Annotated in this window: 28 protein-coding genes; 18 read left to right on the top strand and 10 right to left on the bottom strand. The window is 61.0% G+C overall.

Going from position 1 to position 25,238, the window contains the following annotated elements; genetic code table 11:
* Positions 1-202: 202 nt before the first annotated feature.
* The 7 genes from ssuD (at position 203) to AC2GXZ_RS26285 (ending at position 8,010) form a co-directional block, all read left to right on the top strand.
* Complete coding sequence (gene ssuD / locus AC2GXZ_RS26315; protein ID WP_483762188.1) at positions 203-1,372, top strand: FMNH2-dependent alkanesulfonate monooxygenase; 1,170 nt, start codon at positions 203-205, stop codon at positions 1,370-1,372.
* Positions 1,373-1,544: 172 nt separating this feature from the next.
* Entirely contained in the window at positions 1,545-2,336 is a 792-nt protein-coding gene (locus tag AC2GXZ_RS26310; protein ID WP_483762187.1) for a MetQ/NlpA family ABC transporter substrate-binding protein, read from the top strand.
* A 2-nt stretch (positions 2,337-2,338) separates the two neighbouring features.
* Positions 2,339-3,502 (top strand): methionine ABC transporter ATP-binding protein, encoded by a 1,164-nt coding sequence (locus AC2GXZ_RS26305; RefSeq protein ID WP_483762186.1) that lies wholly within the window; start codon positions 2,339-2,341, stop codon positions 3,500-3,502.
* The gene (locus tag AC2GXZ_RS26300; RefSeq protein WP_483762185.1) at positions 3,483-4,136 is read left to right on the top strand and encodes a methionine ABC transporter permease; all 654 of its coding nucleotides are present in this window, start codon (positions 3,483-3,485) and stop codon (positions 4,134-4,136) included. Before AC2GXZ_RS26305 ends, AC2GXZ_RS26300 begins: the two co-directional genes overlap by 20 nt.
* 21 nt (positions 4,137-4,157) lie before the next feature.
* Positions 4,158-5,408, top strand: a complete 1,251-nt coding sequence (locus AC2GXZ_RS26295) for an SfnB family sulfur acquisition oxidoreductase (RefSeq protein WP_483762184.1) — start codon at positions 4,158-4,160, stop codon at positions 5,406-5,408.
* Between the two features lie 4 nt (positions 5,409-5,412).
* A complete protein-coding gene (locus tag AC2GXZ_RS26290; protein WP_483762183.1) occupies positions 5,413-6,642 on the top strand; it encodes an SfnB family sulfur acquisition oxidoreductase in 1,230 nt (409 codons plus the stop codon).
* Positions 6,643-6,657: 15 nt separating this feature from the next.
* Positions 6,658-8,010 carry an LLM class flavin-dependent oxidoreductase gene (locus AC2GXZ_RS26285; protein WP_483762182.1) on the top strand — a complete coding sequence of 451 codons (1,353 nt, stop codon included), beginning with the start codon at positions 6,658-6,660 and terminating at the stop codon, positions 8,008-8,010.
* Positions 8,011-8,174: 164 nt separating this feature from the next.
* Here AC2GXZ_RS26285 and AC2GXZ_RS26280 read toward each other — a convergent pair whose 3' ends face one another.
* The 5 genes from AC2GXZ_RS26280 to AC2GXZ_RS26260 form a co-directional block, all read right to left on the bottom strand.
* A complete protein-coding gene (locus tag AC2GXZ_RS26280; RefSeq protein WP_483762241.1) occupies positions 8,175-8,336 on the bottom strand; it encodes a hypothetical protein in 162 nt (53 codons plus the stop codon).
* A 139-nt stretch (positions 8,337-8,475) separates the two neighbouring features.
* Positions 8,476-8,823 (bottom strand): SDR family NAD(P)-dependent oxidoreductase, encoded by a 348-nt coding sequence (locus tag AC2GXZ_RS26275; protein ID WP_483762181.1) that lies wholly within the window; start codon positions 8,821-8,823, stop codon positions 8,476-8,478.
* Positions 8,824-9,001: 178 nt separating this feature from the next.
* Positions 9,002-9,676 (bottom strand): peroxiredoxin-like family protein, encoded by a 675-nt coding sequence (locus AC2GXZ_RS26270; RefSeq protein ID WP_483762180.1) that lies wholly within the window; start codon positions 9,674-9,676, stop codon positions 9,002-9,004.
* Positions 9,677-9,767: 91 nt separating this feature from the next.
* Positions 9,768-10,538 (bottom strand): enoyl-CoA hydratase/isomerase family protein, encoded by a 771-nt coding sequence (locus AC2GXZ_RS26265; RefSeq protein WP_483762179.1) that lies wholly within the window; start codon positions 10,536-10,538, stop codon positions 9,768-9,770.
* A gap of 83 nt (positions 10,539-10,621) precedes the next feature.
* The gene (locus tag AC2GXZ_RS26260; RefSeq protein WP_483762178.1) at positions 10,622-11,266 is read right to left on the bottom strand and encodes a glutathione S-transferase family protein; all 645 of its coding nucleotides are present in this window, start codon (positions 11,264-11,266) and stop codon (positions 10,622-10,624) included.
* A gap of 122 nt (positions 11,267-11,388) precedes the next feature.
* On the opposite strand from AC2GXZ_RS26260, the gene AC2GXZ_RS26255 reads away from it, so the two are divergent.
* The gene (locus tag AC2GXZ_RS26255) at positions 11,389-12,279 is read left to right on the top strand and encodes a LysR family transcriptional regulator (protein ID WP_483762177.1); all 891 of its coding nucleotides are present in this window, start codon (positions 11,389-11,391) and stop codon (positions 12,277-12,279) included.
* A gap of 56 nt (positions 12,280-12,335) precedes the next feature.
* Here the strand turns inward: AC2GXZ_RS26255 and AC2GXZ_RS26250 are convergent, their stop codons facing one another.
* Positions 12,336-13,217 (bottom strand): AraC family transcriptional regulator, encoded by an 882-nt coding sequence (locus AC2GXZ_RS26250; protein ID WP_483762240.1) that lies wholly within the window; start codon positions 13,215-13,217, stop codon positions 12,336-12,338.
* A gap of 136 nt (positions 13,218-13,353) precedes the next feature.
* Between AC2GXZ_RS26250 and AC2GXZ_RS26245 the strand changes: the two genes are divergently transcribed.
* The 5 genes from AC2GXZ_RS26245 to AC2GXZ_RS26225 all read left to right on the top strand — a co-directional run bounded on the left by AC2GXZ_RS26245 (position 13,354) and on the right by AC2GXZ_RS26225 (position 16,411).
* Positions 13,354-14,097 carry an SDR family NAD(P)-dependent oxidoreductase gene (locus AC2GXZ_RS26245; protein ID WP_483762176.1) on the top strand — a complete coding sequence of 248 codons (744 nt, stop codon included), beginning with the start codon at positions 13,354-13,356 and terminating at the stop codon, positions 14,095-14,097.
* A 15-nt stretch (positions 14,098-14,112) separates the two neighbouring features.
* Positions 14,113-14,508, top strand: a complete 396-nt coding sequence (locus AC2GXZ_RS26240; RefSeq protein WP_483762175.1) for a VOC family protein — start codon at positions 14,113-14,115, stop codon at positions 14,506-14,508.
* Between the two features lies 1 nt (position 14,509).
* A complete protein-coding gene (locus tag AC2GXZ_RS26235) occupies positions 14,510-15,493 on the top strand; it encodes a saccharopine dehydrogenase family protein (protein ID WP_483762174.1) in 984 nt (327 codons plus the stop codon).
* Between the two features lie 13 nt (positions 15,494-15,506).
* Entirely contained in the window at positions 15,507-15,833 is a 327-nt protein-coding gene (locus AC2GXZ_RS26230; protein WP_483762173.1) for a nuclear transport factor 2 family protein, read from the top strand.
* A 107-nt stretch (positions 15,834-15,940) separates the two neighbouring features.
* On the top strand, positions 15,941-16,411 hold the full coding sequence (locus tag AC2GXZ_RS26225) for a nuclear transport factor 2 family protein (RefSeq protein ID WP_483762172.1): 471 nt from the start codon (positions 15,941-15,943) through the stop codon (positions 16,409-16,411).
* Positions 16,412-16,478: 67 nt separating this feature from the next.
* Here AC2GXZ_RS26225 and AC2GXZ_RS26220 read toward each other — a convergent pair whose 3' ends face one another.
* The gene (locus AC2GXZ_RS26220; protein ID WP_483762171.1) at positions 16,479-17,231 is read right to left on the bottom strand and encodes an SDR family NAD(P)-dependent oxidoreductase; all 753 of its coding nucleotides are present in this window, start codon (positions 17,229-17,231) and stop codon (positions 16,479-16,481) included.
* A gap of 80 nt (positions 17,232-17,311) precedes the next feature.
* On the opposite strand from AC2GXZ_RS26220, the gene AC2GXZ_RS26215 reads away from it, so the two are divergent.
* The 3 genes from AC2GXZ_RS26215 (at position 17,312) to AC2GXZ_RS26205 (ending at position 19,804) form a co-directional block, all read left to right on the top strand.
* The gene (locus AC2GXZ_RS26215) at positions 17,312-18,247 is read left to right on the top strand and encodes an AraC family transcriptional regulator (protein ID WP_483762170.1); all 936 of its coding nucleotides are present in this window, start codon (positions 17,312-17,314) and stop codon (positions 18,245-18,247) included.
* A gap of 404 nt (positions 18,248-18,651) precedes the next feature.
* The gene (locus AC2GXZ_RS26210; RefSeq protein ID WP_483762239.1) at positions 18,652-19,536 is read left to right on the top strand and encodes an alpha/beta fold hydrolase; all 885 of its coding nucleotides are present in this window, start codon (positions 18,652-18,654) and stop codon (positions 19,534-19,536) included.
* Positions 19,537-19,606: 70 nt separating this feature from the next.
* Entirely contained in the window at positions 19,607-19,804 is a 198-nt protein-coding gene (locus AC2GXZ_RS26205) for a hypothetical protein (RefSeq protein ID WP_483762169.1), read from the top strand.
* A gap of 280 nt (positions 19,805-20,084) precedes the next feature.
* Here the strand turns inward: AC2GXZ_RS26205 and AC2GXZ_RS26200 are convergent, their stop codons facing one another.
* The 3 genes from AC2GXZ_RS26200 to AC2GXZ_RS26190 all read right to left on the bottom strand — a co-directional run bounded on the left by AC2GXZ_RS26200 (position 20,085) and on the right by AC2GXZ_RS26190 (position 23,007).
* On the bottom strand, positions 20,085-21,671 hold the full coding sequence (locus tag AC2GXZ_RS26200; protein WP_483762168.1) for a gamma-glutamyltransferase family protein: 1,587 nt from the start codon (positions 21,669-21,671) through the stop codon (positions 20,085-20,087).
* Positions 21,658-21,978: an oligopeptide/dipeptide ABC transporter ATP-binding protein gene (locus tag AC2GXZ_RS26195; RefSeq protein ID WP_483762238.1), complete on the bottom strand. Its 321-nt coding sequence runs from the start codon at positions 21,976-21,978 to the stop codon at positions 21,658-21,660. Before AC2GXZ_RS26195 ends, AC2GXZ_RS26200 begins: the two co-directional genes overlap by 14 nt.
* A 351-nt stretch (positions 21,979-22,329) precedes the next feature.
* Complete coding sequence (locus tag AC2GXZ_RS26190) at positions 22,330-23,007, bottom strand: GntR family transcriptional regulator (protein WP_483762167.1); 678 nt, start codon at positions 23,005-23,007, stop codon at positions 22,330-22,332.
* Between the two features lie 161 nt (positions 23,008-23,168).
* Here AC2GXZ_RS26190 and AC2GXZ_RS26185 point away from each other — a divergent pair, with 161 nt between their 5' ends.
* Together AC2GXZ_RS26185 and AC2GXZ_RS26180 are read left to right on the top strand one after the other, a co-directional pair.
* Complete coding sequence (locus tag AC2GXZ_RS26185; protein WP_483762166.1) at positions 23,169-24,233, top strand: zinc-dependent alcohol dehydrogenase; 1,065 nt, start codon at positions 23,169-23,171, stop codon at positions 24,231-24,233.
* Positions 24,230-25,231, top strand: a complete 1,002-nt coding sequence (locus tag AC2GXZ_RS26180) for an NAD(P)H-quinone oxidoreductase (RefSeq protein ID WP_483762165.1) — start codon at positions 24,230-24,232, stop codon at positions 25,229-25,231. The genes AC2GXZ_RS26185 and AC2GXZ_RS26180 overlap by 4 nt, the downstream gene beginning before the upstream one ends.
* Positions 25,232-25,238 lie beyond the last annotated feature (7 nt).

The following is a 25,238-nucleotide window of genomic DNA, read 5'->3' as shown; positions in this document are numbered from 1 at the left end:
CAACGCGCGGGTTCCCATATCGGCAGTATCCGGAATGGAATTCTTCCAGAGCGACAAGGATTAGTCGTCCAATCCTATCGAAATTATCGCTCTGATCTTAGCCTGTCTCCCATACTGCTGTGCCGCCGATCCTTGACCGATTGCGCAAGCAGCCAATCGCTTCCGCAAAGAGCGGCAAGCTCCAAGGGAAGGACGAAACCTCATGGCAAATGCCGGCCAGCCGCTTGATTTTCTCTGGTTCATCCCCTCGTCGGGAGATGGTGCCTATCTCGGCTCGGATGATCTCAATCGCCCTGCGGACCCCGGCTATTTCCGGGAAATTGCCAAGGCTGCCGACCGGCTGGGTTATTCGGGCGTTTTGATCCCGACGGGTGCTGCCTGCGAGGAATCCTTCATTCTCGCCGCCGATCTCGCCGCCCACACGGAAAAGCTCAAGTTCCTGGTCGCAATCCGTCCCGGCGTCGCGTCTCCCGCGTATTATGCTCGCCTGACTTCCACTCTGGACCGCGTCTCCGGCGGCAGGCTTCTCCTTAATATCGTGGTCGGCGGCAGCGCACAGGAACTTGCCGGTGACGGTATCTTCCTGCCGCATGACGAGCGCTACCTCCATGCGGGCGAATTTTTCCAGGTGTTCAATTCGCTGATCGAGACCGGCCATGCCCATCTCGACGGCAAATATATCCAGGCCCATCATGCCGATCTCGGCCTGCCGCCGGTGCAGCAGCCGCGCCCGCCCATCTATTTCGGCGGTTCCTCCGATGCGGCAATCGATTTTTCGGCCGGCATCATCGACAAGTATCTCACCTGGGGCGAACCGCCGGCACAGGTGGAAGAAAAGATCACCAAGGTGCGCAAGGCGGCCGCCCTCCAGGGACGCGAGGTCTCCTTCGGCATCCGCCTTCATTTTATCGTCAGGGAAACCGACGAGGAAGCTTGGGAGGCGGCCGACCGACTGATTTCCAAGCTTTCCGATGAAACCATTGCCGCCGCGCAAGAGGTTTTCGCCAAGAATTCCGACAGTGTCGGCCAAGCGCGCATGGTGGCGCTGCATAATGGTCGGCGCGACAAGCTGGAAGTCTCTCCCAATCTGTGGGCAGGTGTCGGGCTGGTTCGTTCGGGCGCGGGCACCGCGCTTGTCGGCTCCCCCGAGACCGTTGCGGCAAGGCTTCGGGAATATCAGGAACTCGGCATCGATACGGTCATTGCGTCGGGCTATCCGCATCTGGAAGAGGCCTACCGGGTCTCCGAACTGCTTTTCCCCGAACTCGGCCTTGCCGGTCCGCGCAACCAGATCCGCTCTTCCTTCGGCACGAAACAGGTCTTCGGCGGCGGTGGCCATGGCGGCAATGTCAAGGTCGCATCCGGCTCGTAGGAGCGGGATGAAATGGGGCAGCCCGTCAATGTTGCAGAGCGGCAGAAGCGTTCGCGCTGCAATTGATCCGAGGCAATTTATTCCACGGCGCGATTTCCAATCGAAACGGCGTCTCTCTCAAAGCCCATTAAAACTATTAGATTGATAGACATTGGTCTTTTGAGAGGGTCACATGAAACTTCTGGCAATCATTTCCGCAGCCGTCATGGCTGTCGCAGCTCCCGCATTCGCTGAAACCGTCAAGATCGGCGTCGTCCCGGGCGTCTATGGCGATAGTGTCGAGGCGCTAGTACCCGAGGCCAAGGCCGCCGGCATCGACCTGCAGGTGATCGAATTCAGCGACTGGACGACGCCGAACGAGGCGTTGCAGGCTGGCGATCTGGATCTCAACTACTTCCAGCACAAGCCGTTCCTGGCCAATGCTGTGAAGCAGAAGGGCTACGAGATCGTGCCGATCGGTGTCGGCACGCTCGCCAACATCGGCATCTATTCGCTGAAATACAAGGATTTCGCCAGCGTGCCGGACAAGGCGGTCGTGGCGATCGCCAACGATCCGGTCAACCAGGGACGTGGCCTGCTGCTTCTGGAGCGTGGCGGCCTGATCAAGCTGAAGGACGGCGTCGGCTTCCAGGGCACGCTCGACGACATCGTCGAAAACCCCAAGCATGTGACGTTCAACGAAGTCGAGGGCCCGCAGCTGGCGCGCGTGACCGGCGATGTTGACCTCGCGCTCGGTTATCCGCATTTCATCATCGCCGCCAAGACCTTCGATCCCGGCTCGGCGCTGATCTATTCCGGTATCGATGACAAGCAGTTCGCCATCGTCTTCGCCGCCAACAAGGCCAAGGCCGACAATCCGGCGCTGAAGAAGGTTGTCGAACTCTACCAGAATTCCAAGGTCGTGCGTGAGGCTATCGACAAGGGCTTTGCCAGCAATCCGAAACTCTACACGATCGCGTGGTAAGAATGAGCACGGCCTTCTTCGACGCCGAATTCGAGGTCTCGCGCATGCCGGTTGAACCGGCCCGCGAGGGTGCCTCGACGCGCGATATCGCATCGACGCAAGGGGAGGCCGTTTCGGCCTCCGGCTCCATCCGGTTCGATGCGGTGGAGAAGACCTATATCTCATCCGCCGGGCCGGTTGAGGCGCTCAAGGGGATTTCGGCGGTGGTACCGGCTGGCACGATCTTCGGCATTATCGGGCGTTCGGGTGCGGGTAAGTCCAGCCTTTTGCGCACGGTCAACCGGCTGGAGCGTCCGACCGGGGGCAAGGTTCTGGTCGATGGGCAGGATATAGCCGCCTTCGACGAGGACGAACTCGTGCTGCTGCGGCGCCGGGTCGGCATGATCTTCCAGCATTTCAACCTCCTGTCCGCCAAGACCGTTTTCGGCAATGTCGCGCTGCCGCTCGTGGTGGCGGGCCTGCCGCGAGACGACATTCGCCAGCGGGTCGCCGAAGTGCTGAAACTCGTGGGCCTTGAAGGCAAGCAGAATACCTATCCGTCACGCCTGTCGGGCGGCCAGAAGCAGCGCGTCGGCATTGCAAGGGCGCTGGTCAGCCGTCCGCAGATCCTGCTTTGTGACGAGGCGACGTCTGCGCTCGACCCCGAGACGACCCTGTCGATCCTAACGCTGCTGAAAGACATCAACCAAAGGCTTGGCCTCACCATCGTGCTGATCACCCATGAGATGAGCGTGATCCGCGAGATCTGCGATCGGGTTCTGGTTCTGGAAGGCGGTGCCGCCGTCGAGACGGGACCTGTCTGGCAGGTCTTCGGAAACCCGCAACATGACGCGACCCGTGCCTTGCTTGCCCCGCTCAGCCGCGGTCTGCCGGAGGATCTTGCAGTATTAGTCGAACCCGTACCGGTTAAGGGCCGGCCGACGCGGATGATCGTCGAATTCGTCTTCACCGGCGTCGATGGTGCCGAGCCGGACCTGCTGCGCCTCATGACTGCACTCGGCGCCGGCGCGAAGCTGATCCAGAGCAATCTCGAACGCATCCAGGGCCATGTCAGCGGCCGCCTGTTCATGAGCGTGCCCCATCGCGAAAACCTCGAAACGCGGATTCTCGACCCGAGGCTTGCCGCCGAAACAAGGATTGTCGGTTATGTCGCCGCAGATGATTGAGCGCCTCTGGCGCGCCTTTTTCGACACGCTGACCATGGTCGGAGTGTCCACGCTCATTGCGTTGGCGGTGGGCATTCCGCTTGCCGTCTTCCTGGTTCTTTCTGCGCCGGGCGGGCTGATCGAGGCACCGCGTATCAATCGCCTGCTCGGGGGTATTATCAACGGCTTTCGCGCTACGCCTTTTGTCGTGCTGATGGTGGCGCTTCTGCCCTTCACCAGGCTCGTCACCGGCACGACGATCGGTGTCTGGGCAGCCATCGTGCCGCTGTCGGTCAGTGCCACGCCCTTCTTTGCCCGTATTGCCGAAGTGAGCCTGCGCGAGGTCGATCACGGGCTGATCGAGGCCGCACAGGCGATCGGCTGTCGGCGCTGGCATATCATTCGCCACGTCCTGTTACCGGAGGCATTGCCGGGGCTGGTCGGCGGCTTCACCATCACCATCGTCTCGATGATCGGCGCCTCGGCCATGGCCGGTGTGATCGGTGCAGGCGGGCTCGGCGACGTCGCGATCCGCTATGGCTATCAGCGGTTCGACACGACCGTGATGCTGACCGTCATCGCCATCCTGATCGTCATCGTCTGCCTTGTGCAGTTTGCCGGGGATTTTGCCGTGCGTAGGCTGCGCGTGCGATAATCTCCTTTCAGGGATAAAATCATGTCGAAAAGATCTATCCTGCCGGTCGGGTCCGAGCCGGAAGACCGGTTGGGCCCCTTGCCGCCATCGCCGGTCCATCGCATTTCCACTGACGCCGATGCGATCGCGATCGCCGGGACGCTTGCCGCGAAATTCAGGCAGGGAGCAGCGGCCCGTGACCGCGACCGTATCCTCCCTTGGAAGGAGATCGAGGACTATACGTCAAGCGGGCTCGGCGCGATCACCATTCCGAAGGCCTATGGCGGCGCAGGCGTCTCCTATGAGACGCTCGTGAAAGTCTTCGAGATCATTTGCGCGGCCGATCCGGCGCTCGGACAGATCCCACAGAACCAGTTTGGCGTTCTAGCGCTGGTGCAGGATATCGCCACGCCCGAACAGCGCGAGCGCATCTATGGTGACATTCTTGCCGGATACCGGATCGGCAATGCCGGGCCGGAGCGCAAGACCAAGGCGGTGAACATCACCACGACCCGGCTCGAACAGACCACCGATGGGCTGACATTGACCGGCCAGCGCTTCTATTCCACCGGCTCGATCTTTGCCCATTACATCCCGACGCGCGCGCTGGATGATAAAGGCCGGCCGGTTCAGGCCTGGGCGTCCTTCGACAGTCCCGGCCTTACAGTCATCGACGACTGGAATTCCTTCGGCCAGCGCACCACGGCAAGCGGCTCCGTCCAGTTCGATGCGGTGCCCATCGATCCGCTTCTGGTCCTGCCTGTCCATGCTTTTGCCGAAAGGCCGGGTCTCGCGGGTCCAGTGTCGCAGCTCATCCAGGCCGCGATCGATGCCGGCATTGCCCGGGCCGCGTTCGAGGACATGCTGTCCTTCGTGCAGGGCAATGCGCGGCCCTGGGTGGATTCCGGGCTTGAGCACGCGACCGACGATCCGACAATACTGCATGAGGTCGGCGCACTTGCCGCCAGCCTGCATGCCGCGCAGGAAGTGCTCTATTCCGCCGGACGCACGATCGACAGGATCGCTGCCGAACCGGTGACTATCGAGAGCAGTGCGCTTGCCTCGGTCGCCGTGGCGGCAGCCAAGATCCTGACGACCGAGATTGCGCTCGAGGCGACGGAAAAGCTGTTCGACTTGTCGGGCTCATCCGCAACGCGGGCCAAGCATGGGCTTGATCGGCATTGGCGCAATGCGCGTGTCCACACGCTGCATGATCCGGTGCGATGGAAATATCATCTGATCGGCAATTACGAACTGAACGGCGCCCTGCCGACCAGACATCAATGGAACTGAGATCATGAGCAGCGCACCGATTGCCGTTCCCGCCACACGCCCGGCCACCCGGCCGCATCTGATCAGGACCGATGCGGAGGCGATCGCGATTGCAACGGAGTTTGCCGAGACGCTGAGGACAGGGGCCTCCGAGCGCGATGCCGAGAGGCGATTGCCATGGCAGGAACTCGACGCCTTCGTCGCAACCGGCCTCTGGGGCATCAGCGTGCCCAAGGCCTTCGGCGGCGCGGGCGTTTCATCCGGCACGCTTGCCAAGGTCACGGCGATAATCGGCGCTGCCGATGGTTCGCTGTCGCAGATCCCGCAGAACCATTATTATGCGCTGGAAGTGCTGCGTGTCGGTGGCTCCGAGCCGCAGAAACGCTTTTTCTACGACAAGGTTCTGGCCGGAGAACGCCTTGGCAATGCGCTGGCGGAAATCGGGCACAAGGATTTCAAGCGCCGCACGAGGCTTGTCGGAGAAGACGGCAAGCTGTTCGTCGAAGGGACCAAATATTATTGCACCGGGGCGATCTACGCCCACTGGATCCCGACGCTGGTGACGAGACAGGAAGACGGAGCGGACCGGCTGTTTATCGTTTTCGTGCCACGTACGGCGCCGGGCGTGACGATCTATGACGACTGGGACGGGTTCGGCCAGAGGGTAACGGGCAGCGGCACGGTCCGTTTCGAGCGCGTTGCGGTCGAGCAAGAATGGATTCTGCCCTTTCAGGCGTCTTTCGAGCGGCCGACCTCGATCGGGCCGCTGGCTCAGATCCTTCATGCGGCGATCGATCTCGGCATCGGCCAGGGCGCCTATCGCGACACGCTGGAATTCGTCCGCAGCCGGGCGCGGGCCTGGATCGATGCCAAGGTGGAAAGCGCCGGCGAGGACCCGCTGACGCTGAGCGAGATCGGCAAGGTGCGCATAAGCTTGCGGGCGGCGGAAGCGCTGGTCGAACGGGCGGCACGGCTTGTGGATGCTGCGATGGAAACGCCCGACGAGGCGAATGTCGCGGCCGCCTCGATTGCTGTGGCCGAGGCGAAGATCATCACCACCAAGGCCGGGCTTTTGGCCGCAAACAAGCTGTTTGAACTCTCCGGCACCTCGTCTACCATGGCTGACGATAATTACGATCGTCATTGGCGTAATGTCCGCACCCATACGCTGCATGATCCGGTACGTTGGAAATATCAGGCGATCGGCCAATATTATCTGAACGGCCGACGGCCGCCGCGCCATGGTGCGATCTGAAAAGGCTTCTCCTGCGTGTCCCAGAAAAAGCAGATACTTCTCAACGCCTTCACCATGAATTCGGTCGGCCACATCAATCATGGCCTGTGGACGCATCCGCGCGACCGGTCGCATGATTACAAGACGCTGTCCTACTGGACCGATCTTGCGAAGACGCTGGAACGTGGGCTTTTCGACGGGATATTTCTGGCCGATATCGTCGGCGTTTACGATATCTACCAGTCCTCGGTGGATCTGACGTTGAAGGAAGCGATACAGCTGCCGGTTAATGATCCGACGCTGATCGTCTCCGGCATGGCATCGGTCACCAGCAATCTCGGCTTCGGCATCACCGTCAATACCAGCGTCGAGCATCCCTATATCTTCGCCCGTCGCGTATCGACGCTGGATCATCTAACCGAGGGGCGGATCGGCTGGAACATCGTCACCGGCTATCTCGATAGCGCAGCGCGGGCTCTCGGCCACGACGGAATGAGCGACCACGACCATCGCTATGACCGCGCCGACGACTATCTCGATGTTCTCTACAAGCTGTGGGAAGGTAGCTGGGACGACGATGCGGTGATCATCGACAAGGCAGCACGGGTCTATTCCGATCCGTCGCGCGTGCGCAAGATCTCCCATGACGGCCCCTATTACAAATCGGAGGGCTATCACCTGGCTGAGCCGTCGCGGCAGCGTACGCCGCTTCTCTTCCAGGCCGGCAGTTCAGGTCGCGGCAAGAAATTTGCTGCCCGACACGCAGAGTGCATTTTCATCAATGCGACGGATCCGGCGTCTGCGGCAAGGACGGTGCAGGCCCTGCGCAACGAGGTGGTGGCTGCTGGCCGTCGGCCGGGCGACGTAAAAATCTTCATCGGCATTACCGTCGTCACTGGCGCGAGCCGCAGCGAGGCGGAAGCGACGCTGGCCGACTATATTGATCATGCCAGCCTGGAAGCGGGGCTCGCGCATTTCTCCGCCGGCACGGGGCTCGATTTTTCCCGCTTCGAGCTTGATGAACAGATCAGCTATGACGGAGGCAATGCCATTCAGTCCGTCATGCAGCTTGCCAAGCTTAAAGGCTGGAGCAAGCGGCAGCTCTTGAAGGAACTTGCGATCGGTGGGCGATATCCCATGATTGTTGGCGATGGCGCGCAGGTTGCCGAAGAGCTGATCCTCTGGATCGAGGAAAGCGGTGCAGATGGCTTCAACCTGACACGAACCGTGGTGCCGGAAAGCTACGAGGCCTTCATAGAGCACGTCATTCCGGAGCTTCAATCGCGAGGAGCTTACAAGACTGCTTATGCGCAAGGAACTTTACGGAACAAGCTGTTAGGCGATGGCGACCGTCTGCGCGCCGGCCATTACGGATATCAGTTTCGCTAACCTTTCATCGGAGGAAGGTCGGCGCGATCTCACCCCGCCCTTTTTGTTGCGGATTCGCTGATGCATTTAGGTGGGCAGGCGGTCCATAAGTATATGATTTCGCGTGGTTTCGAGGCTGCGGGTCGACGGTTCGGATGCGGTCAATGCCTTTGAGCATCGTTGTACTACCGAAGTCGGAACTGAGATGGAGGTGACGCATTACGGCCGCGCTGTCGCTCGCCGAGTTTCATTCTGAAGTGCCTAGGCCCGGCCGACCGACGCCCCCCATCGACATGGAGCACTTGCCGGGTGATGAATGCGGCGGCATCTGACAACAGGAATTCTATCGCCGACGCGATCTCTTCCGGCCGGCCGAAACGGGCATTGGGACGCCCGCGAGATAGTGGGCCTCTCCTTCGATGCCGGGTGCATTATTGGCCCGGAACAGTTCTGTCTCCGTTGGGCCAGGAGCCACCGCATTGACGGCTATGCCGCTCCGCGCCAGTTCCAACGCCAGCTGCGCGTAAAACGTTCGAGCCGGCCTTGGCCCGCATAGCTCGTGCGATCGACGCTGCCGAGCACCGTCAGGCTAGAAATAGTGACGATCCTGCCCCATTCGCGTTCCTTCATGCCGACGAGAGCCGCCTGCGCCGCAACGAGTGCCGGATGCAGGTTGACGCGCAGCACCTCTTCCAGCTTATCGGCGGCAATAGTGCCGAGCGGTGCGGCGCGCACCAGGCTGACATTGTTGACGATGTCGCCAAGCGCTCTCGAGCGCTTCGCGGTTGCCGAGGTCGAGCAGATGTAGCGTGCCGGGAAAGTCGTCGACGGCATGCCGCCCAATGCAGCCCAATGCCGATCACCTCTCGGCCCTGGGCCGCGAGAGGGCTTGCGAGCGCCAGTCCGATACCCTTACCGGTAATCAGGAATCTCTTCTTCATTGGATGTCCTTTCGACCCTGCTTTCGGCAGGAAGCAGGGCCTTGTCTCCTGGTGTCTCGGTGAGGGGTCGATCAGGCGGCGAGGCTTGTTGCGCGACGCAGCGCCGGCAGCATGTCTTCCGGTTCCGGACGGCGGGTATAATCCGGGTTCACCTCGGCATAGAGGATCACGCCATCCTGGCCTACGACGTAGCGGGCGGGCATCGGCAAGGTCCAGCTTGGATCGCCGTTGAAGGCCGGAAGATCGTTCTTCAGCGACTTGTAGAGCTCGACCAGATAGTCCAGCATTTCGAAGCGCAGGCCGAAGGCGGCTGCGATATCGTTATGCGGGTCCGACAGGATCGGGAAGGTCAGGTTGTTCTGGCGCACCGCCTTGCGGCTGTTGACGGGGTTCTGTGGTGAGATCGCGACGAGCTTCGCACCCAGCGCCTCGAACTGCGGCAACGCTTGCTGCAGGGCTTGCAGTTCCATGTTGCAATATGGGCACCAGACGCCGCGGTAAAAGCTGATCACCAGCGGGCCATGCGACAGAAGATCAGCCGACGAGACCGGCTTGCCGTCGGGGTCCGACAGCGTGAATTCGGGCAGTCGGTCGCCGGCCTTCAGTGCCTTCTGGGCCGCGCCCGAAGCGATTAGCTCGGCAGTGGCGCGGTGCATCGTTTCGATTACCGAATAGGGAACGTTGTACGGCGGCTTGCCGGCTTCGAAATCGGCCCTGAAGGCGTCGAGTTTGGATTCAAGTGTCATGGGTCTTCTCCTTGGATTGGAATGGAAAGGGGAGCTGAGGCGTGCCGGGCGTCAGGATCGGACTGAGGTCCGGCTATGGGCGGGACAGTGATCAGCCGTTGGCGGTCATCGAGCGAGCGACTTCGGCGGCGCTGATGCCTTCGAGAGCGAGACCATAGCCGCCGTCCTGATCGATGATCCGGCGCAGCTTCTGCGTCAGCGCGATGCGGGTGTAGCTCGAGGTCAGCGGCGGCAGGGCTGCAATGCCCTCGGCGATCTCATGGGCACGGGCGAGCAGTCTGCCAGCCGGCACGATCTCGTTGACGACGCCCCAGTCCTTCGCCGTCTGGGCATCGAGCACTTGGCGGGTGAGGATGAAGTAACGGCCGCGGATGCTGCCGATCACTTCCGGCCAGAGCAGGTTGACGCCGTCGCCGGGCACGATGCCGAAATCGAAATGAGGCTTGTCCTGGAAGACGGTCTCTGGCGTCGCGAGGATGATGTCGGTCAGGAGCGCATATTCAGAGTGCAGCAGGACCGGCCCGTTCAGCGCGGTAATCATCGGCACCTCGATGTCGAGGATGTTCATCAGGACCTTGCGGCCTTCGCGAAAGATCTTGTCGTAACCGCGGGGCGAGAAGAAATCGAAGCCGTCGGGGCTGATCGCGTCCATGAAGGCATCGCCCGAACCGGTGAGGATGACGACGCGGTTGTCGGTGTCGGCGCCGATCCGGTGGAAGAGGTCGACGAACTGCTCATGGGTATGACCGTTGAAGACGAGCTTGCCGCCATCGGTATGCAGTGCGACCTCGAGGACGCCGCTCGGCGAACGGGTCAGGTGGGCATTCGCGAAGGAATTCTTGTAGCTGTCGAACTTGGACATGGTGGTTCTCCTTGGTGTCCGGGTTTTGCGAGTGGGGTTGAAGGAAAGGCGCGAGAAAAGGCCCATTGGTCGGATCTCGGGGCTCAGGCTGCCGAGGCGGGCACTTCGGTCAGGGCCTCGACCCCGGCGATAGCTCGTTGCACGGCAGGACGGGCAGCGATTGCCTCGTACCAGCGGGACAGGTTGGGCCGCTCGTCGAGCGACAGGCCGGGAAACTGGCGGCGCCACATCCAGCCGAAATGGGCGATGTCTGCGATGGTGAATTCGTTGCCGGCGACGAAGGCCTGACCGGCGAGCTTGTTGTCGAGCAGCACGAGGATGCGCTCGGCTTCGGTGACGAAACGAGCTTCCGCGATCGGCTGCGGCTCGGGCGAGGACCGACGGAAGAAGCCGGCATTGCCGAAGGACGGGCTCAAGGCCGAGGCGTGGAAAAACAGTTGTTCGAACACCCGCGCCCGGCCGATCGCATCCGATGGCATCAGCTTGCCGGTTTGCTCGGCGAGATGGACGAGAATGGCAGCGCTTTCCGTCAGGATGAGACGCTGGCCGGCCACATCATTGACCAGAACCGGAACCTTGCCGTTTGGGTTGAGTGCCAGGAAGGCCTCTGCCTTCTGCTCGCCCTTGCGCACATTGACCGGCTTGAGGTCGTAGGCGAGGCCCATCTCCTCCAGCGCGATCGGAACCTTGACGCTGTTGGGCGTGGCGAACGCATGAACTTCGATCATCTCTGTCTCCATCGACTGTCTGTGTTGTCGTTGGAGAGGTTATGACCATTCCCGGGATGTTGCGGCAGCCGGCTGTAAGCGATAACGCTTATTCCATTAAGGAATAAGAATGGATCGAGTTCATGGACAGATTTCAGGCGATGACCGCCTTTGTGCGGGTCGTGGAAACCGGATCGTTTTCGGCGGCGGCACGCCAGATCGGCGTCGGCCAGCCGGCAATCTCCAAGACGATCGCGCAGCTGGAAGACAGGCTTCAGGTCCGTCTTCTGCTGCGCTCCACCCACGGACTGACTCCGACCGACGCCGGCCTGCGCTTCTTCGAGCGCGCAAGGACGGCCGTCCAGGAGGCCGACGAGGCGGAACTTGAAGCCAAGGGCGCCGGCGCCGGCCTGTCCGGGCGGCTGCGGATCTGCGCCGCGACGACCTTTGCAAGGATCATGATCCTGCCGTACCTCTCGCAGTTCATGGACAGCCACCCGGAGCTTGAGGTGGACGTCATTCTCGACGACCGCGTCATCGATCTTGTCTCGGAAGGCATAGACGTCGCCCTGCGGATGGGCGAACTCGCCGATTCTTCAGCCGTGGCACGCAAGCTCGCGACAGGGCGCCGATCGGTGATCGCAACGCCAGCTTATCTGGAGAAACACGGCATGCCGCTCGTGCCGGCCGATCTCGCCACCCATCAGGCCGTTGTCTACACACAGCTCGGCAATAGCTGGACCTTCAACCGCCTGGGCACGGAGGCTTCGGTCGCCGTCACCGGCCGGGCGCGGTTCAGCGCGGCCGAGGGCATTCGCACCGCCGTCTTGGCGCATATGGGATTGGCAGTCGCCTCCGATTGGATGTTTGCGCCGGAACTGGCGGATGGCACGGTGCGGCGAGTTCTCAATGACTGGGATCTGCCGCCAATCGACCTCTGGGCGGTCTTTCCGACCGGCAGGCTTGCCAGTGCCAAGGCACGCGCATTCGCTGACTTTGTGGAGTTGGTGGTCAGCCGCTCAGTGCAGACATAGCAGGACATGGACGTCGGTTGGTATCTTCGTCCGTCTGGCATATCTGGTCTGAGACGTCAGGCGGCATGCCCTTTGAGACGACCAACATCCTTGGACGGCGGCAAGCCGAACTGCCGGGCGTATTCCCGGCTAAATTGGTTCGGGCTTTCATATCCGACACCGAAGGCGACCGACGTCGCAGTGCCTTCCCCAGCCATCAGCAGCGTCCGGGCATGCAATAGTCGCACCTGCTTCTGATACTGGACCGGGCTCAGCGCCGTCACCGCCTTGAAGTGACGATGGAACGCCGAGACGCTGAGGGCCGCCATCTCGGCCAGCGCTTCTACCCTCAGTGGTTTAGCGAAATTCTCACGTATCCACTGGATCGCGACACCGATCCGAGAGAGCGCCGCATCAGGCGCGGCGATGTCGCGGAGCATCCAGCCGAGCGGTCCCTGCAGGACCCGGAACAGGATTTCCCGCTCGTAGGCAGGGCTGAGCACGGCGATCTCGTCCGGCCGGTCCATGAGCCGGAGCATCCTTACCCAGGCGTCGAGAAACTCTTCGTTGACCGGGGCAACAGAGAAACCGGAGCCGAACAGCTTGCTGCAGACCTGCACCGGCAGATCGCTGATGAGGGCGGCGACAGTTGGCGGATGGAGCGTCAGGCTGACGGCTAGATAGGGTTCGCCTGTGGCCGACGGATGCACCGAGCCGACGGCCGGCAGATCAACAGACATGACGAAATACGTCGCCGGATCATAGGCGAAGGTGCGCTCGCCGACGGTCATCGTTTTCGACCCGGTCAGGATCAGGTTGATCATCGGTTCGTAGACGGCCGAAAGCCGGTGCTCAGGGATTTCCCCTTGGACCATCGCGACGCGGGGAATTCCCGTTTCTGTCCGGCGATTCTCGGCCGAAGAGGCGAGTTCGCGCAATTCCTGAAGTTGCTTTTCCATAGAGGCAACCGTGACAGGTCGGGATCGGTGCCGCAAGCAGGAAGCAGAAATAGGCAAGCTTTGGAGAGGAATGGGTGAGCGGGCGAGACGATGTGGGCCTAGCTTCAGGTCACAGCAAACAGCCGAGGAAGCAACCATGAAGATCGTCATCATTACCGGGGGAAGCCGGGGTCTTGGAGCCAGCACGGCCACCGAATGCGCGGAACAAGGCATGGGTGTCGTCGTGACTTACAACAACAATCCCGGCAAGGCAGAAGAGGTCGTGAAGACGATCGCCGGGAACGGCGGCAAGGCCGTTGCCCTGAAGCTCGATGTCGGCGACGTCAGCTCGTTTCCGGCGTTTCGGGAAGCCGTTTCCTCGAAACTGCAGTTCGACTTCGGCCGAAGCGATTTCGACTATCTCGTCAACAATGCCGGATACGGCTTGTTCAATCCGATCGCGACGGTCACAGAGGAACAGTTCGACGGGCTGTTCAATGTCCATCTCAAGGGTCCGTTCTTCCTGACCCAGATCCTGCTGCCGCTGATGGCCGACGGCGGCCAGATCGTCAACATCACCAGCGCCACCACGCGCGTGGCGACCGCAGGCGTTGCGCCCTATGCCGCCTTCAAGGGTGGGCTTGAAGTCCTGACCCGATACATGGCCAAGGAGTTCGGCGAGCGCGGCATCCGGGCGAACTCGATCGCGCCCGGCGCGATCCGCACCGAACTCGGCGGCGGTCTGAACGATGAGTTCGAGGCCTTGCTTGCAGGCCAGACCGCACTCGGCCGTGTCGGCGAGCCGGAAGACATTGGTAGCGTCGTCGCCAGTCTCCTGTCGTCCGAGCACCGCTGGATCAACGCCCAGAACATCGAGGTTTCAGGCGGCTACATCATCTGAGCAAAGGAGAGCAGTATGCTCGACCATGTCTTCATTTCCGTCAGCGACATCGATCGGTCGATCGCGTTCTATGAAGCGGCGCTGGCGCCACTCGCGATTGTTCACGCTCACGACTATGACGGAAAGGACGGGCCGCCCGGCCATCCAGACCTGAAGGGGTTCGGCGCGAACGGCCGGGTATTCTTCTGGCTGCGCGAGGGCATGGTCGAAGGCCGTGCCGCTCATATCGGCTTCGTCGCCGATGGCACCTCCCAGGTCGACGCCGCCTATGCCGCGGCTATCGCCGCAGGCGCTTCAAAAATCCATCCGCCGGGACCGCAGCTCCACTACGACCCCCGCTACTACGCCGCTCAGGTGCGCGACCCGGACGGTTACAGCCTCGAATTCGTCTACAAGGAATGGCAGCACTGATATGACAGAACTGATGATCTATGGCGCGACCGGCTATACCGGCCGCATGGCGGCGGAACATGGGAAGGCGGCCCGCACGCCTCTCGTTCTCGCCGGCCGCAACGAGGCGACCCTCGCGAAACTCTCTGTAGAGCTCGGCGTCGAATACCGCGTCTTCGGCCTCGACGATGCGGCGACGATCGATGTTGGTCTGGCCGGCGTCTCCGTTCTGCTGAACTGCGCAGGACCATTCATGCGCACCGCCGATGCGCTGATGAAGGCGTCGATCCGCAACGGCACCCATTATCTCGACACGGCGGCCGAACTCGACAGCTACCGTCTGGCCGGCACGCTCGACGACGAGGCGAAGGCCGCGGGCGTGATGCTCATGCCGGGTGGCGGTGGAAGCGTCACCATGCTTGGCAGTCTCGCCGGACATGCGGTCGCTCGTGTGAAAGACCCTCGCAAGATCAGGATCGCGCTGCATGTCGCAGGCGGACTTTCGCGCGGGTCGGCGATCAGCGCCATGGAGAACGTCACCGTCGAAACCCTGGCGCGGGTGGACGGCGAGCTTGTCTCGATTGTCGCCGACGGCATCCACAAGTTCGATTTCGGCAAGGGCGCGGTCGACTGCTTCCCGGTGACGCTGCCTGATCTCATCACCATCTGGCGGGCCACGGGCGTACCTGATGTCGAGACCTTCGTGCATGTCACCGGCGATGGTTTCCCGCAGGGCGATCTATCGGCCCTCCCTGACGGTCCCAGCGAAGAGGAGCGGCTGGCGAACCGCTACCAGGCAGCCGTCGAAGTCACCGACGCAGATGGAGCGATCACCCGTTCCATCCTCGATACGGTCAACGGCTACACCTTTACGGCGATGGCGGCTGCCGAGGCTGGGCGACGTGTCCTTGGCGGCGAATTCCGTCCCGGCTTCCAGACGCCTGCGGCTTTGTTCGGAAGCGGCTTCGCACAAACCATCGCCGACACCTCGATAACCGATGTCTGAGGAGCCCAGCACCATGCAGATGCTCGTCGAATCCCTCATCGCGACCGCCAATGCCTTCGACGTCGAAGGGACACTGTCTCTGTTCGCAGCCGACGCCGTGATCGACGATGTCTCGGTCGGCGACGCCTTTGTCGGCCGCGATGGTGTCCGGCAGTACCTCGAGCGGTTCTTCGTCGGCTACAGCACCAGCAGCAAGCTGTTGTCCATCGAGGAGCTGGACGGTCTCCATTCGGACGTCCGCCTCGATTTTACAGGCGATTTCGGACACGAGATCGGCATCTTGAAGATCGCGATCAACCCTAACTGCCTGATCGAGCGCATCGACGCCGATCTCGAATAACAGACCAACCTTCCAGTCCTATCCAGCCACACCCATCGGCGCTCAGCGCGCCGATGCCGGGAAAGGTCTGCATTCCGCACGCCTCCGGCACGACAAGGAGCACGTTCATGACCCTATCGCCATCGTTCGCACGTGACGCCGCGGACCGTCTCGCCGTCGTCGAGGCCCTCTATCGCTTCACGGCCGGCATCGATCTTCGTGACAGCAATCTCCTCGCCTCATCGCTGGCGGAGAATGCCGTCTCCGACTTCCGGCCGGCTGCTGCCAAGGCCGGCTTCGAATATCCCGTTATCGAGGGCCGGGATGTCATCGTCTCGGCGCTGACGACGTCGCTCGCCGCCCTGGACACGACGCATTCCGTCAGCAATCCGCGGGTGACGATCGACGGCGACACGGCACGGATGGACGTTCTCGTCGAAGCCCAGCACGTTCCCCGCAGCGATCCCTCGCGTCACTATCTGATGAAGAATCGCTATGACGTCGAGCTCAAGAGGAACGGCGACCTTTGGGTCATCACCCGGAATACCGTCGACAACGTCTGGCGCTCGGGCGACATCGGAGTTCTCTCCGGCATCTAGTTTATTGGCATACGGCAAATGAGAACGGCGACGGGCACGGTGTCCGCCGCCACCATATTCCCTAAGGTCAGTAACCCACGCCGCGTACCCCACCTGCGGCGCGGGTGGATTCGCCGGTGACCCAGTGGGCGTCGTCGGATGCCAGGAATACCGCTACGGGCGCAATATCTTCGGGCTCGCCGAAGCGGCCGAGCGGTGTCCCCGCCAGAAGTCTCTCGCCAAGCTCGCCCGCGAAGTTACCGTCCGTCGCCGGCGTGTTGGTATGGCCAGGCAGGATAGAGTTCACCCGGATGTTGCGAGGGCCAAGTTCGCGAGCAAGGGCGAACGTCATCGTGTCGACCACACCCTTGGTCGCCGCGTAGACGCTGGAGGCGAGATAGGGATCGGTGCTCAGGATGGAGCTGACATTGATAATGCTGCCGCCCCCGTCACCGAAGACCTTCAGGGCCTCACGAATGGCCAGGAAGTATCCGAGCACGTTGACATCGAACTGCTTGTGGAACGCTTCTTCGGTCATGTCAGCAACCATTTCGAAAATGGCGAACCCGGCATTATTGACGAGGACGTCGAGCTTGCCATGGTCGGCCCTCACCGTCTCGAACAGACGGGCGATGTCCTCCGATCTGCTCATGTCCGCCTGGATGGCGAGTGCTTTGCCGCCAGCCGCTTCGATTGCCGCGACGACGGCATCCGCGCCTAATTTGCTGCTGACATAGTTGACGATCACCGTCGCGCCTTCCGCGCCGAGCGCCTTGGCAATACCGGCGCCGATCCCCCTCGAAGCACCCGTCACGACGGCGATCTTTCCATTCAGTTTCATCTGCATTCCTCATTGTTCTGGTCTCGAGCCCGTTTGGCCTCGCCGACCTATGAAACGTGGTGGTTGAGGCGAGTATCTGCGTGCCCGTTTCTCTCTCATCCTTGCCTATTCTTCTCATCCGCTTGCTTGGCGAGTGGCGTGTCGCCATATCGGCTGCCATGGAACAGCCGATGGACGAATTGCGCCGCATTGCAATGCGCGCCGGGGACACATGGACGGAGACGGGCATCCCGCGCGTCTCGATGGTCAGAAGCGAAGCTTGCTCCGATCAGGTCTATGACGCGATGCTGCATGTCGTGCTGCAGGGATCGAAAAGCCTTTCCGTGGGAGAGCACGTTCTTCGCTTCGGGCCTGCAACCTATTTTGTGGTCCCTATCGACCTGCCTGCCATGGGGCAGATCAGCTCGGATGGACCGGGCAGTCCCTATCTCGCATTGAGCCTGACGCTTGATCCCTCCGTCATCGCGAGCGTGATAGGAGAGGAAGATCGCAAGGCACGTTCGGATATGTGGGCGTTTCTCGTCTCCGCCATCACACCCGACCATGCCGACGCTTGGCGCAGGTTGATGCGGTTGATGGATCGCCCGGACGAGATCGCAATGCTCGCGCCGATGATCGAACGCGAAATCCTCTTCAGGGTTTTGCAGGGGCCGCAAGGTGACGTGCTTCGGCAGCTTGCCCATCACGACAGCAGAATGTCCCAGATCCGTCGGGCGATCGACTGGATTCGCGGCCACTACGCGGAGGTTTTTCGCGTGGAGGCGATTGCTGACATGACGGGGATGAGCGTCCCGGTCTTCTATCGCCATTTCAAGGCTATGACCGGGATGACACCGATCCAGTATCAGAAGAAGCTGCGCCTGCTGCGGGCGCGCAGACTGATGCTGTTCGAGCGCCGTGACGCTGCCGCAATCGCCTTCTCGGTCGGCTATGAAAGCGCGTCCCAGTTCAGCCGGGAGTATGCGCGCATGTTCGGTTTGCCGCCGATACAAGACGTTGCGCGTTTCAAGAGCTGAGCTGGGCCATATGCATGGATCATCTTATCTTGAGCGTCATTGGTTGAGTAAGTTTATCTTTCTCTGGAAAGTATGGCCTTTGAAGCGCTTCGGCTGGTCATCCAATCGGTCGTAGGTTCAGCTCCTTTCAAGAGCAGAGAAATTTGCAAGTCTCCCTCCGTTCAGTCCCCCACAGCCAAACATTCGAAAAAATACCATCAATGCACTGCCATCAATGATGGCCAGGCAGAGCTGAAATCTTGTGCCCCATCTGCCGAAGCAAGCCCGTATGCCGCCCAAAATCACCACCGTATTGATAACGAAATCCGGTAGGCCTATCCAACAGGGCGCTCTTTTTGAATAAACGCGGGAGGTGTAGCTTCGCGGGCGGAAACGGTGCCCTCGGAAGACCGGCGTTGTATCGTGTGATCGGTGTCCAAATGTTTCGAAGCCTGCTGCATAAAGTGTTCGCGATCCTTCTGCACCTTGGATCGGCTTATGGTTCGGGCGCTGCAGAAAAATGGCAGACATGCCCTTCGCCACCACCCATGCCGCCCGCGGATGAAAGTGGGTATGCTTCGGTGAACGGCATTCACATGTACTTCGCGATCTATGGCAAAGGTCAAGGCAGCCCTATCCTTCTCATCCACGGCGGAATGGGGAGTGCCGACGTCTGGGGCTTCGAGGTTCCAAAACTGGCGCAAACACATGAGGTGATCGTCGCCGATAGCCGCGGCCATGGGCGTTCCAGCCGCACGGATGCCGCCTATTCCTATCACCTCATGGCCGAGGACTACGTCGGGTTGCTCGATCAACTGCGGGTGCCAGAGGTGGCGCTCGTAGGGTGGAGCGATGGAGGTATCATTGGTTTCGATATTGCAATGAACCACCCGGAGCGACTGACAAAGCTGTTCGCGCAGGCCGCAAACGCAACGCCGGCCGGGCTCAATCCCACCCCGGATATGTCGGGACTGAATGCGCCATGCCAACGCGATGAAGCGGAATACGAGCGGTTGTCACCGACGCCCGGTGACTTCGCGACGTTCAGCGCGGCGATAGAACGGATGTGGGAAACAGAGCCGAACTACAGCACCAATGATCTCCGCAAAATCAAGGTTCCAACCCAAATCGTCGTTGGTGATCATGACGAGTTCATTCTGCCGGCTCATTCACGTTACTTAGCTGACACTATTCCAGGGGCAAAACTCGTCATCTTGAAGGATGTCAGCCATATGGCGATCTATCAGGATCCCGACCAGTATGTTGGTGCCATCGAATCCTTCATCGATAGCAAAAGCCGGCAGAAATAGCCCGGTAGCTTGGCGGACTTGTCGGTAACGATCAGGCATCCGGCTATCTGCTCAAGTTTCAGCGAAGTACGTGAGTGCCGCCTCGGTCGTTATGGGGGATCCCACACCGATCCTGAGCATTGATGAAACGGCGCCGTCACGCCAATGTGACTTCGCTCCCTATCGTTCCTCCAAGGTGGAGGCGGAGCAAATACTTCTCGCAGCGAATAATGGTCGATCAGCCTGTAGAGACGATTGCAATTCGACCGCCGCTCATCTGGGTTATTAATTCGCGATGAATCCCACAAGCCTTGGTCACTGGTTCAAGTTTGTTCAAAGGCCGATGGGACAAAGCTCTGCAAGGTTACCGATGACGTGATCGGCGAAAATCAGCAATGGGTCAGCCACTCGCAGCTGAGATTTCCATGCTTCAGGCACTGACCCGCTAGTGAAGAAGAGTGGGCGTCAAGCCTGGACGTTGGTGAGAGTTGACGCTGCCCTCCGTCCAGATGCTCGTGCAGCCGTCAAATTATCGAGTGCGCACCCCTTAATTATGTTTTGCTCAATCGTCATACACCCAGTGCCATACCGTCCTTGCGGCTGTCTGAGCCGCCTTCGAGCATGCCGTTGCCTATGCGGATGGCCTGGCTGCCGCCGATCGGGCTGGTCGCCACCTGAAGAACATGGCCGCGGGCTTCAAGATCGCTGCGGATGTCAGGGGCGATCGTTGGCTCGATTTCCAGCACGCCGCCGAAGCCGAAGCTGCGCGGCATGTCCATCGCTTCTTGTAGGCCGAGACCGTGATCGATGACGCCGGAGAGAAAAGCGGCGTGGCCAGCGGCCTGGTAATGTCCACCCATGACGCCGAAAGGCATCAGCGCCCTTCCGTCCTTCGTCACCATGCCGGGAATGATCGTGTGCATGGGGCGCTTGTTCGGGCCGATGGCATTCGGATGGCCTTCGATCAACCGGAACGACGCGCCGCGGCTGTGAAAAAGCACGCCAGTTGCCGGGTCAAGGCGGGTCGAACCGAAGGCGTGGAAGATCGAGTTGATGAAGGAAATGGCGTTCCCCTGGTTATCCACCACACAGAGATAGATTGTGTCCTTGTGTTCAGGCTCGTCCCAGAGAACCGGTGGAAGCGCCTTTGTCATATCGATGCGCGCGCGCAGCGTGGCGATCACTTCGTCAGAGAGAAGCTGTTCGGCGACGCCCGGGCAATGGTCTGGATCCGCAATCAGCGCATCGCGGTGGTGATAGGCGATCTTGGTGGCTTCCGCGTGGAGATGGATGCGGTCGGCCTCGCTCATCGAGGCGATGTCAAAACCCTCGATGATCTTCAGGATCAGCAGGGCGGCAAGCCCCTGACCGTTGGGCGGGCATTCGTGCACGTCGTAACCGCGATAGCTGGCGCTGACGGGCTCCACCCAGTTCGCCCCGTCCCTGCCGGCGGCAAAATCCTCCACCGTATGCAGACCGCCGAGCGTATTCAGATGGCTAACCATCTTCCGCGCAGTCTCGCCTTCATAGAATCCGGCAGCGCCACTTGCGGCGATTTCCTCCAGCCGTTCGGCCAGTAACGGTTGCCTGATGATATCGCCGGCCGACGGTGCCTTGCCGTCGGGAAGGAAGACGGCTGCGGCATGCCTATCGCCGGCAATGCTCTGGGCTTGATCGGCCCAGTCCATGGCCACGCGTGGGGTGACGACAAAGCCTTTACGGGCATAACCGATGGCACGAATGAAAAGCCGTTCCAAGGGCAGCGTGCCGTGGTCGGCATGGAGCCGGCACCAGGCTGAAATCGCGCCCGGAACGGTGATGGCATGCGGGCTCGTTTGCGGGATTTCGCCGGTGAGGCCAAGCCCGGCAAGGGCAGATACGCTGGCCGCAGCCGGAGCCCGACCGGAGCCGTTGAGCGCCTTGACCTTCTCTCCGGCAGGCGCATAGAGCGCGAAGCAGTCGCCGCCGATGCCGGTCATCAGCGGGTCAACGATGCATTGTACAGCAACTGCAGCAATCGCGGCATCCACGGCATTGCAGCCATCCTGCAGGATTTCCAGGCCCGCTGCCGTGGACAGCGGGTGGGACGTTGCAATCATGGCTTCTGTGGACAATGTCGACGGGCGCCGAGCGGAGAAGAAATCAAATTGTGACATGCCGTTCCTTGGTATCTTCAAGCGATGTGTTTGACAGTGCGAATGGATGGTAACAGGCGACGGCCCGGCCGCATCCGTGCCGGGTGAGGGCCTGATCATTGGCCAGACAATCGGATTGTGCAACCGCGCAGCGACGGGAAAAACGGCAGCTGGGTGGAAGATCGGGCGAGCTCGGAAATTCACCGGACAATGGATCCGAGATAGGCTTGAAAAATTCCGCTGCGGAATGGCGCAAAGCCTTCGAGTAGGGGTGTCCGTGAATTGTCGGGAATTGCCTTGTGCCCGGGCCTTTTTGACGATTCGGCACAGCTGATGATCTTTGCAAAATTGACAAGCGCTGGTGCCGCGAGAGCTGTTTCGGAGTTGCTAGCAAGTAAACCGTGAACGCCTCATGTTATCCATCTCCTCAGAGGAGGGGGCTCCACCAAAATTTGGAGGAAGTCCAGGGTCTCAGGTCAAACTGATTATCCCGCTCCGTCCCAACACGATCTATCCGACGGTGGCGGCCAAGGTGCTCGCTATCCACCGATCTTCGCAGATGGCGCTAAGATCGCGGCGGAATTGATCCGCTGTACGGAAGAAAGCGCCGCCGACGGTTCCAATTTGACGCGCACCGCTGTGCCGGAAAGCTTCGAGATCTTCATTAACTGCTTGCGCCTCAAGCGCTTCCCGTCGCGTGCATCAACAAACCTTTGCCTCCGTGTTCGATATCATCCCGCATGGCCGCTTGAGCCATTTCCGAGTCCTTGTTGCGCAAGGCTTGGATGATGCGTCGGTGAGGGTGCGGTTCCCAGTCCGGCAATCCGGCATCATAGAGATGTGACAGGATTGGGCCGCAGCGAATCCATAGTGTTTCAACAATGTCGTAGACGATGGGCAAGCGTCCCATGCGGCACAGTGTCAAATGGAATTCTGTATTAAGATCAATCGCCTCCTCGAATGCTTTGGATGCATGGCAATTGGAAATGCGAGCGTGGATCTTCTCTAGGGTGTCAATCTCTTCTGCACTGGCAGCCGCCGCTGCCGCGCCCGCTGCTCGGCCCTCGAGATCCATCCGGATCGCACGGATTTCCAGAAGCTGATCGAGCGTCAGGGTGGGCACCAAGACCGTGCCTCGGGCATCCAGCGTCAAGGCCTTTTCGCTGACGAGCCTCAGCAGAGCTTCGCGCATCGGCGTGGCGCTGATGCCGAACCGTGCCGACATCGGGCGCAGACGCAGCATCTCGCCCGGCTTCAACTGGCCGCGCATCAGCGCCTGCCGCAGGCCGAGATAGGCACGGTCGCTCAGGTTTTCCTTCACGATCGGTTGAGCCCAATCGGCTTCGGAAGCAGACATAAGATTATTTTCAACTGCGGTTCTTGACACTTATCACCCATCATGCAGATAGTGTTATAACAAATAACATATAGCAAACTCCGGCTTGTGCGAAGAGGAATCGTACACCAACGAAGGGCGAGGAGGCCAGTCGTAGCCGGGGATGAACTTGGAGGAAGTTCATGATTGCGCTCCGCAAGACAGCGGCCGCTTTCGGGCTCGAGCTCGTTTTGCTCGATGCCCTGAGGTCACCAGAGTTTGATGAGGTGCTGATCGAGGTTGCCGCAGCCGGCATCTGTGGCAGCGACCTGCATGCCTATGAGTGGACGCCCGGTTACGAGTTCATGGCCGCCAACCTGCCCGTCACGGTCGGTCACGAGTTTTCGGGCGTCATCCGGTCGGTCGGCGAAGGTGTCTCGGATTTCAAACCTGGCGACCGTGTCGTCTGCTGGCCGACCAAGACCTGCGGCAAATGTCCGTCCTGTCTGGCCGGCGAGCCGCAGAATTGCAGCCGCCGCAGCATTATCGGCCTGCATTGCGATGGCGGTTTTGCCGATATGGTTATGGTGCCGGCCGCCAATTGCCGCCATGTTCCAGACGATCTCGATCTTTCCATCGCCGCGTTGAGCGAGCCGCTGGCGGTGGCCGTCAATGCCGTCGATATAGCCGATGTCCAACCCGGATCGCGCGTCGTCGTGCTCGGGCCGGGCCCGATCGGGCTCGGCATCGCCTGGGTCGCAAAACATCGTGGCGCGCAGGTGCTGATTGCCGGATTGCGCGATCCGTTGCGCCTGTCTCTGGCATTACAGATGGGCATCGACCATGCCACTGATCTTGGCGAAAAGAGCCTGGAACAGGCGGTGACCGACACTTTCGGCCAGCCGGCCGATCGCGTCATCGAGGCCACCGGCGTCGCCCGCTCCGTATCCGATGGCCTTGCAGTCCTGCGGCCGGGTGGCGTCTTCGTCGTCGCCGGCATCCATTCGAAACCGCTGGAACTCGATCTGACACGCTTCGTGCGCGAGAAGAAGCAGTTGCGCGGTGCCCATGACACAACGGACCGGGCTTTGCGCGAAGCGATCCGTCTTCTGGCTGAAAATTCCGACGCCCTGTCGAAGCTCATCACCCATCGACGTCCACTATCGAGTGGCGTCGAGGCGTTCGAGCTGGCGCGTAGCCGACAGGCGGTAAAGGTCCTGCTTTTTCCGCAGGGACATGATGTGAAACTCGAAGGGGAAGACGCATGAGCGGAATGACGCGAGCCGTTATCGCCAAGGGCGCGGGCGGGCCAGATGTCCTTGCCATCGTCGAGCGCGAGCTAAATGCTCCCAACGCCGGGGAAATGATCGTGCGTGTCCATGCGGCCGGCATCAATCGCCCGGACGTGATGCAGCGGCAGGGCAATTATCCGCCGCCACCCGGCGCCTCCGATGTTCTCGGTCTCGAACTTTCAGGCGTGGTGGAAACGATCGGACCAGGTGTTTCGCGGTTCAAGGCGGGCGACCGGGTGATGGCGCTTGTCCATAGCGGCGCCTATGCCGAGCGGGCGGTCATCCAGGAAGGTGCTGCACTGCCGATCCCCGAAGGCATGTCCTTTGTCGAGGCCGGCGCCTTTCCCGAGACCTATTTCACCGTCTGGAGCAATGTCTTCGAACGTGCGGGCCTCAAGGGCGGTGAAACGCTGCTCATTCATGGCGGCACGTCGGGGATCGGCACGACAGCGCTGAAACTCGCCAAGGCCTTCGGCGCCAAGGTGATCGTCACCGCCGGCTCGGCCGAAAAATGCCAGGCCTGCCTCGACCTCGGCGCCGATGCCGCGATCGATTACCGCCGACAGGATTTCGTCGCCGTTTCGAAGGAGCTGACGGATGGCAAGGGGCCGGACGTCATTCTCGATATGGTCGGCGGCAGCTATATCCAGCGCAATCTCGAAGCGATCGCGGCCGATGGTCGTATCGCCCAGATCGCCTTCCAGCAGGGTTCGAAAACCGAGCTCGATCTGTTGCCGCTGCTGATGAAGCGCGTCACCCTGACCGGCTCGACGCTTCGGGCACGCCCGATTGAGATGAAGGCGCGGCTTGCCGCAGCCCTTCAGGCAAATGTCCTGCCGCTGCTGTCCAGGGCCGAGGCGCGGCCGCTGATCGATTCCACATTCGCATTCGACAAGGTTGCCGACGCCCATGCGCGCATGGATGGCGGCAGCCACACAGGCAAGATCGTTCTCGTCATGGAGGAACAGGGCTGAACCACGG

The organism is Aliirhizobium sp. YIM B11859, from assembly GCF_057163345.1.
The sequence above is the reverse complement of the archived record's forward strand: the minus strand, read 5'-3'. Positions and strand labels throughout refer to the sequence as shown.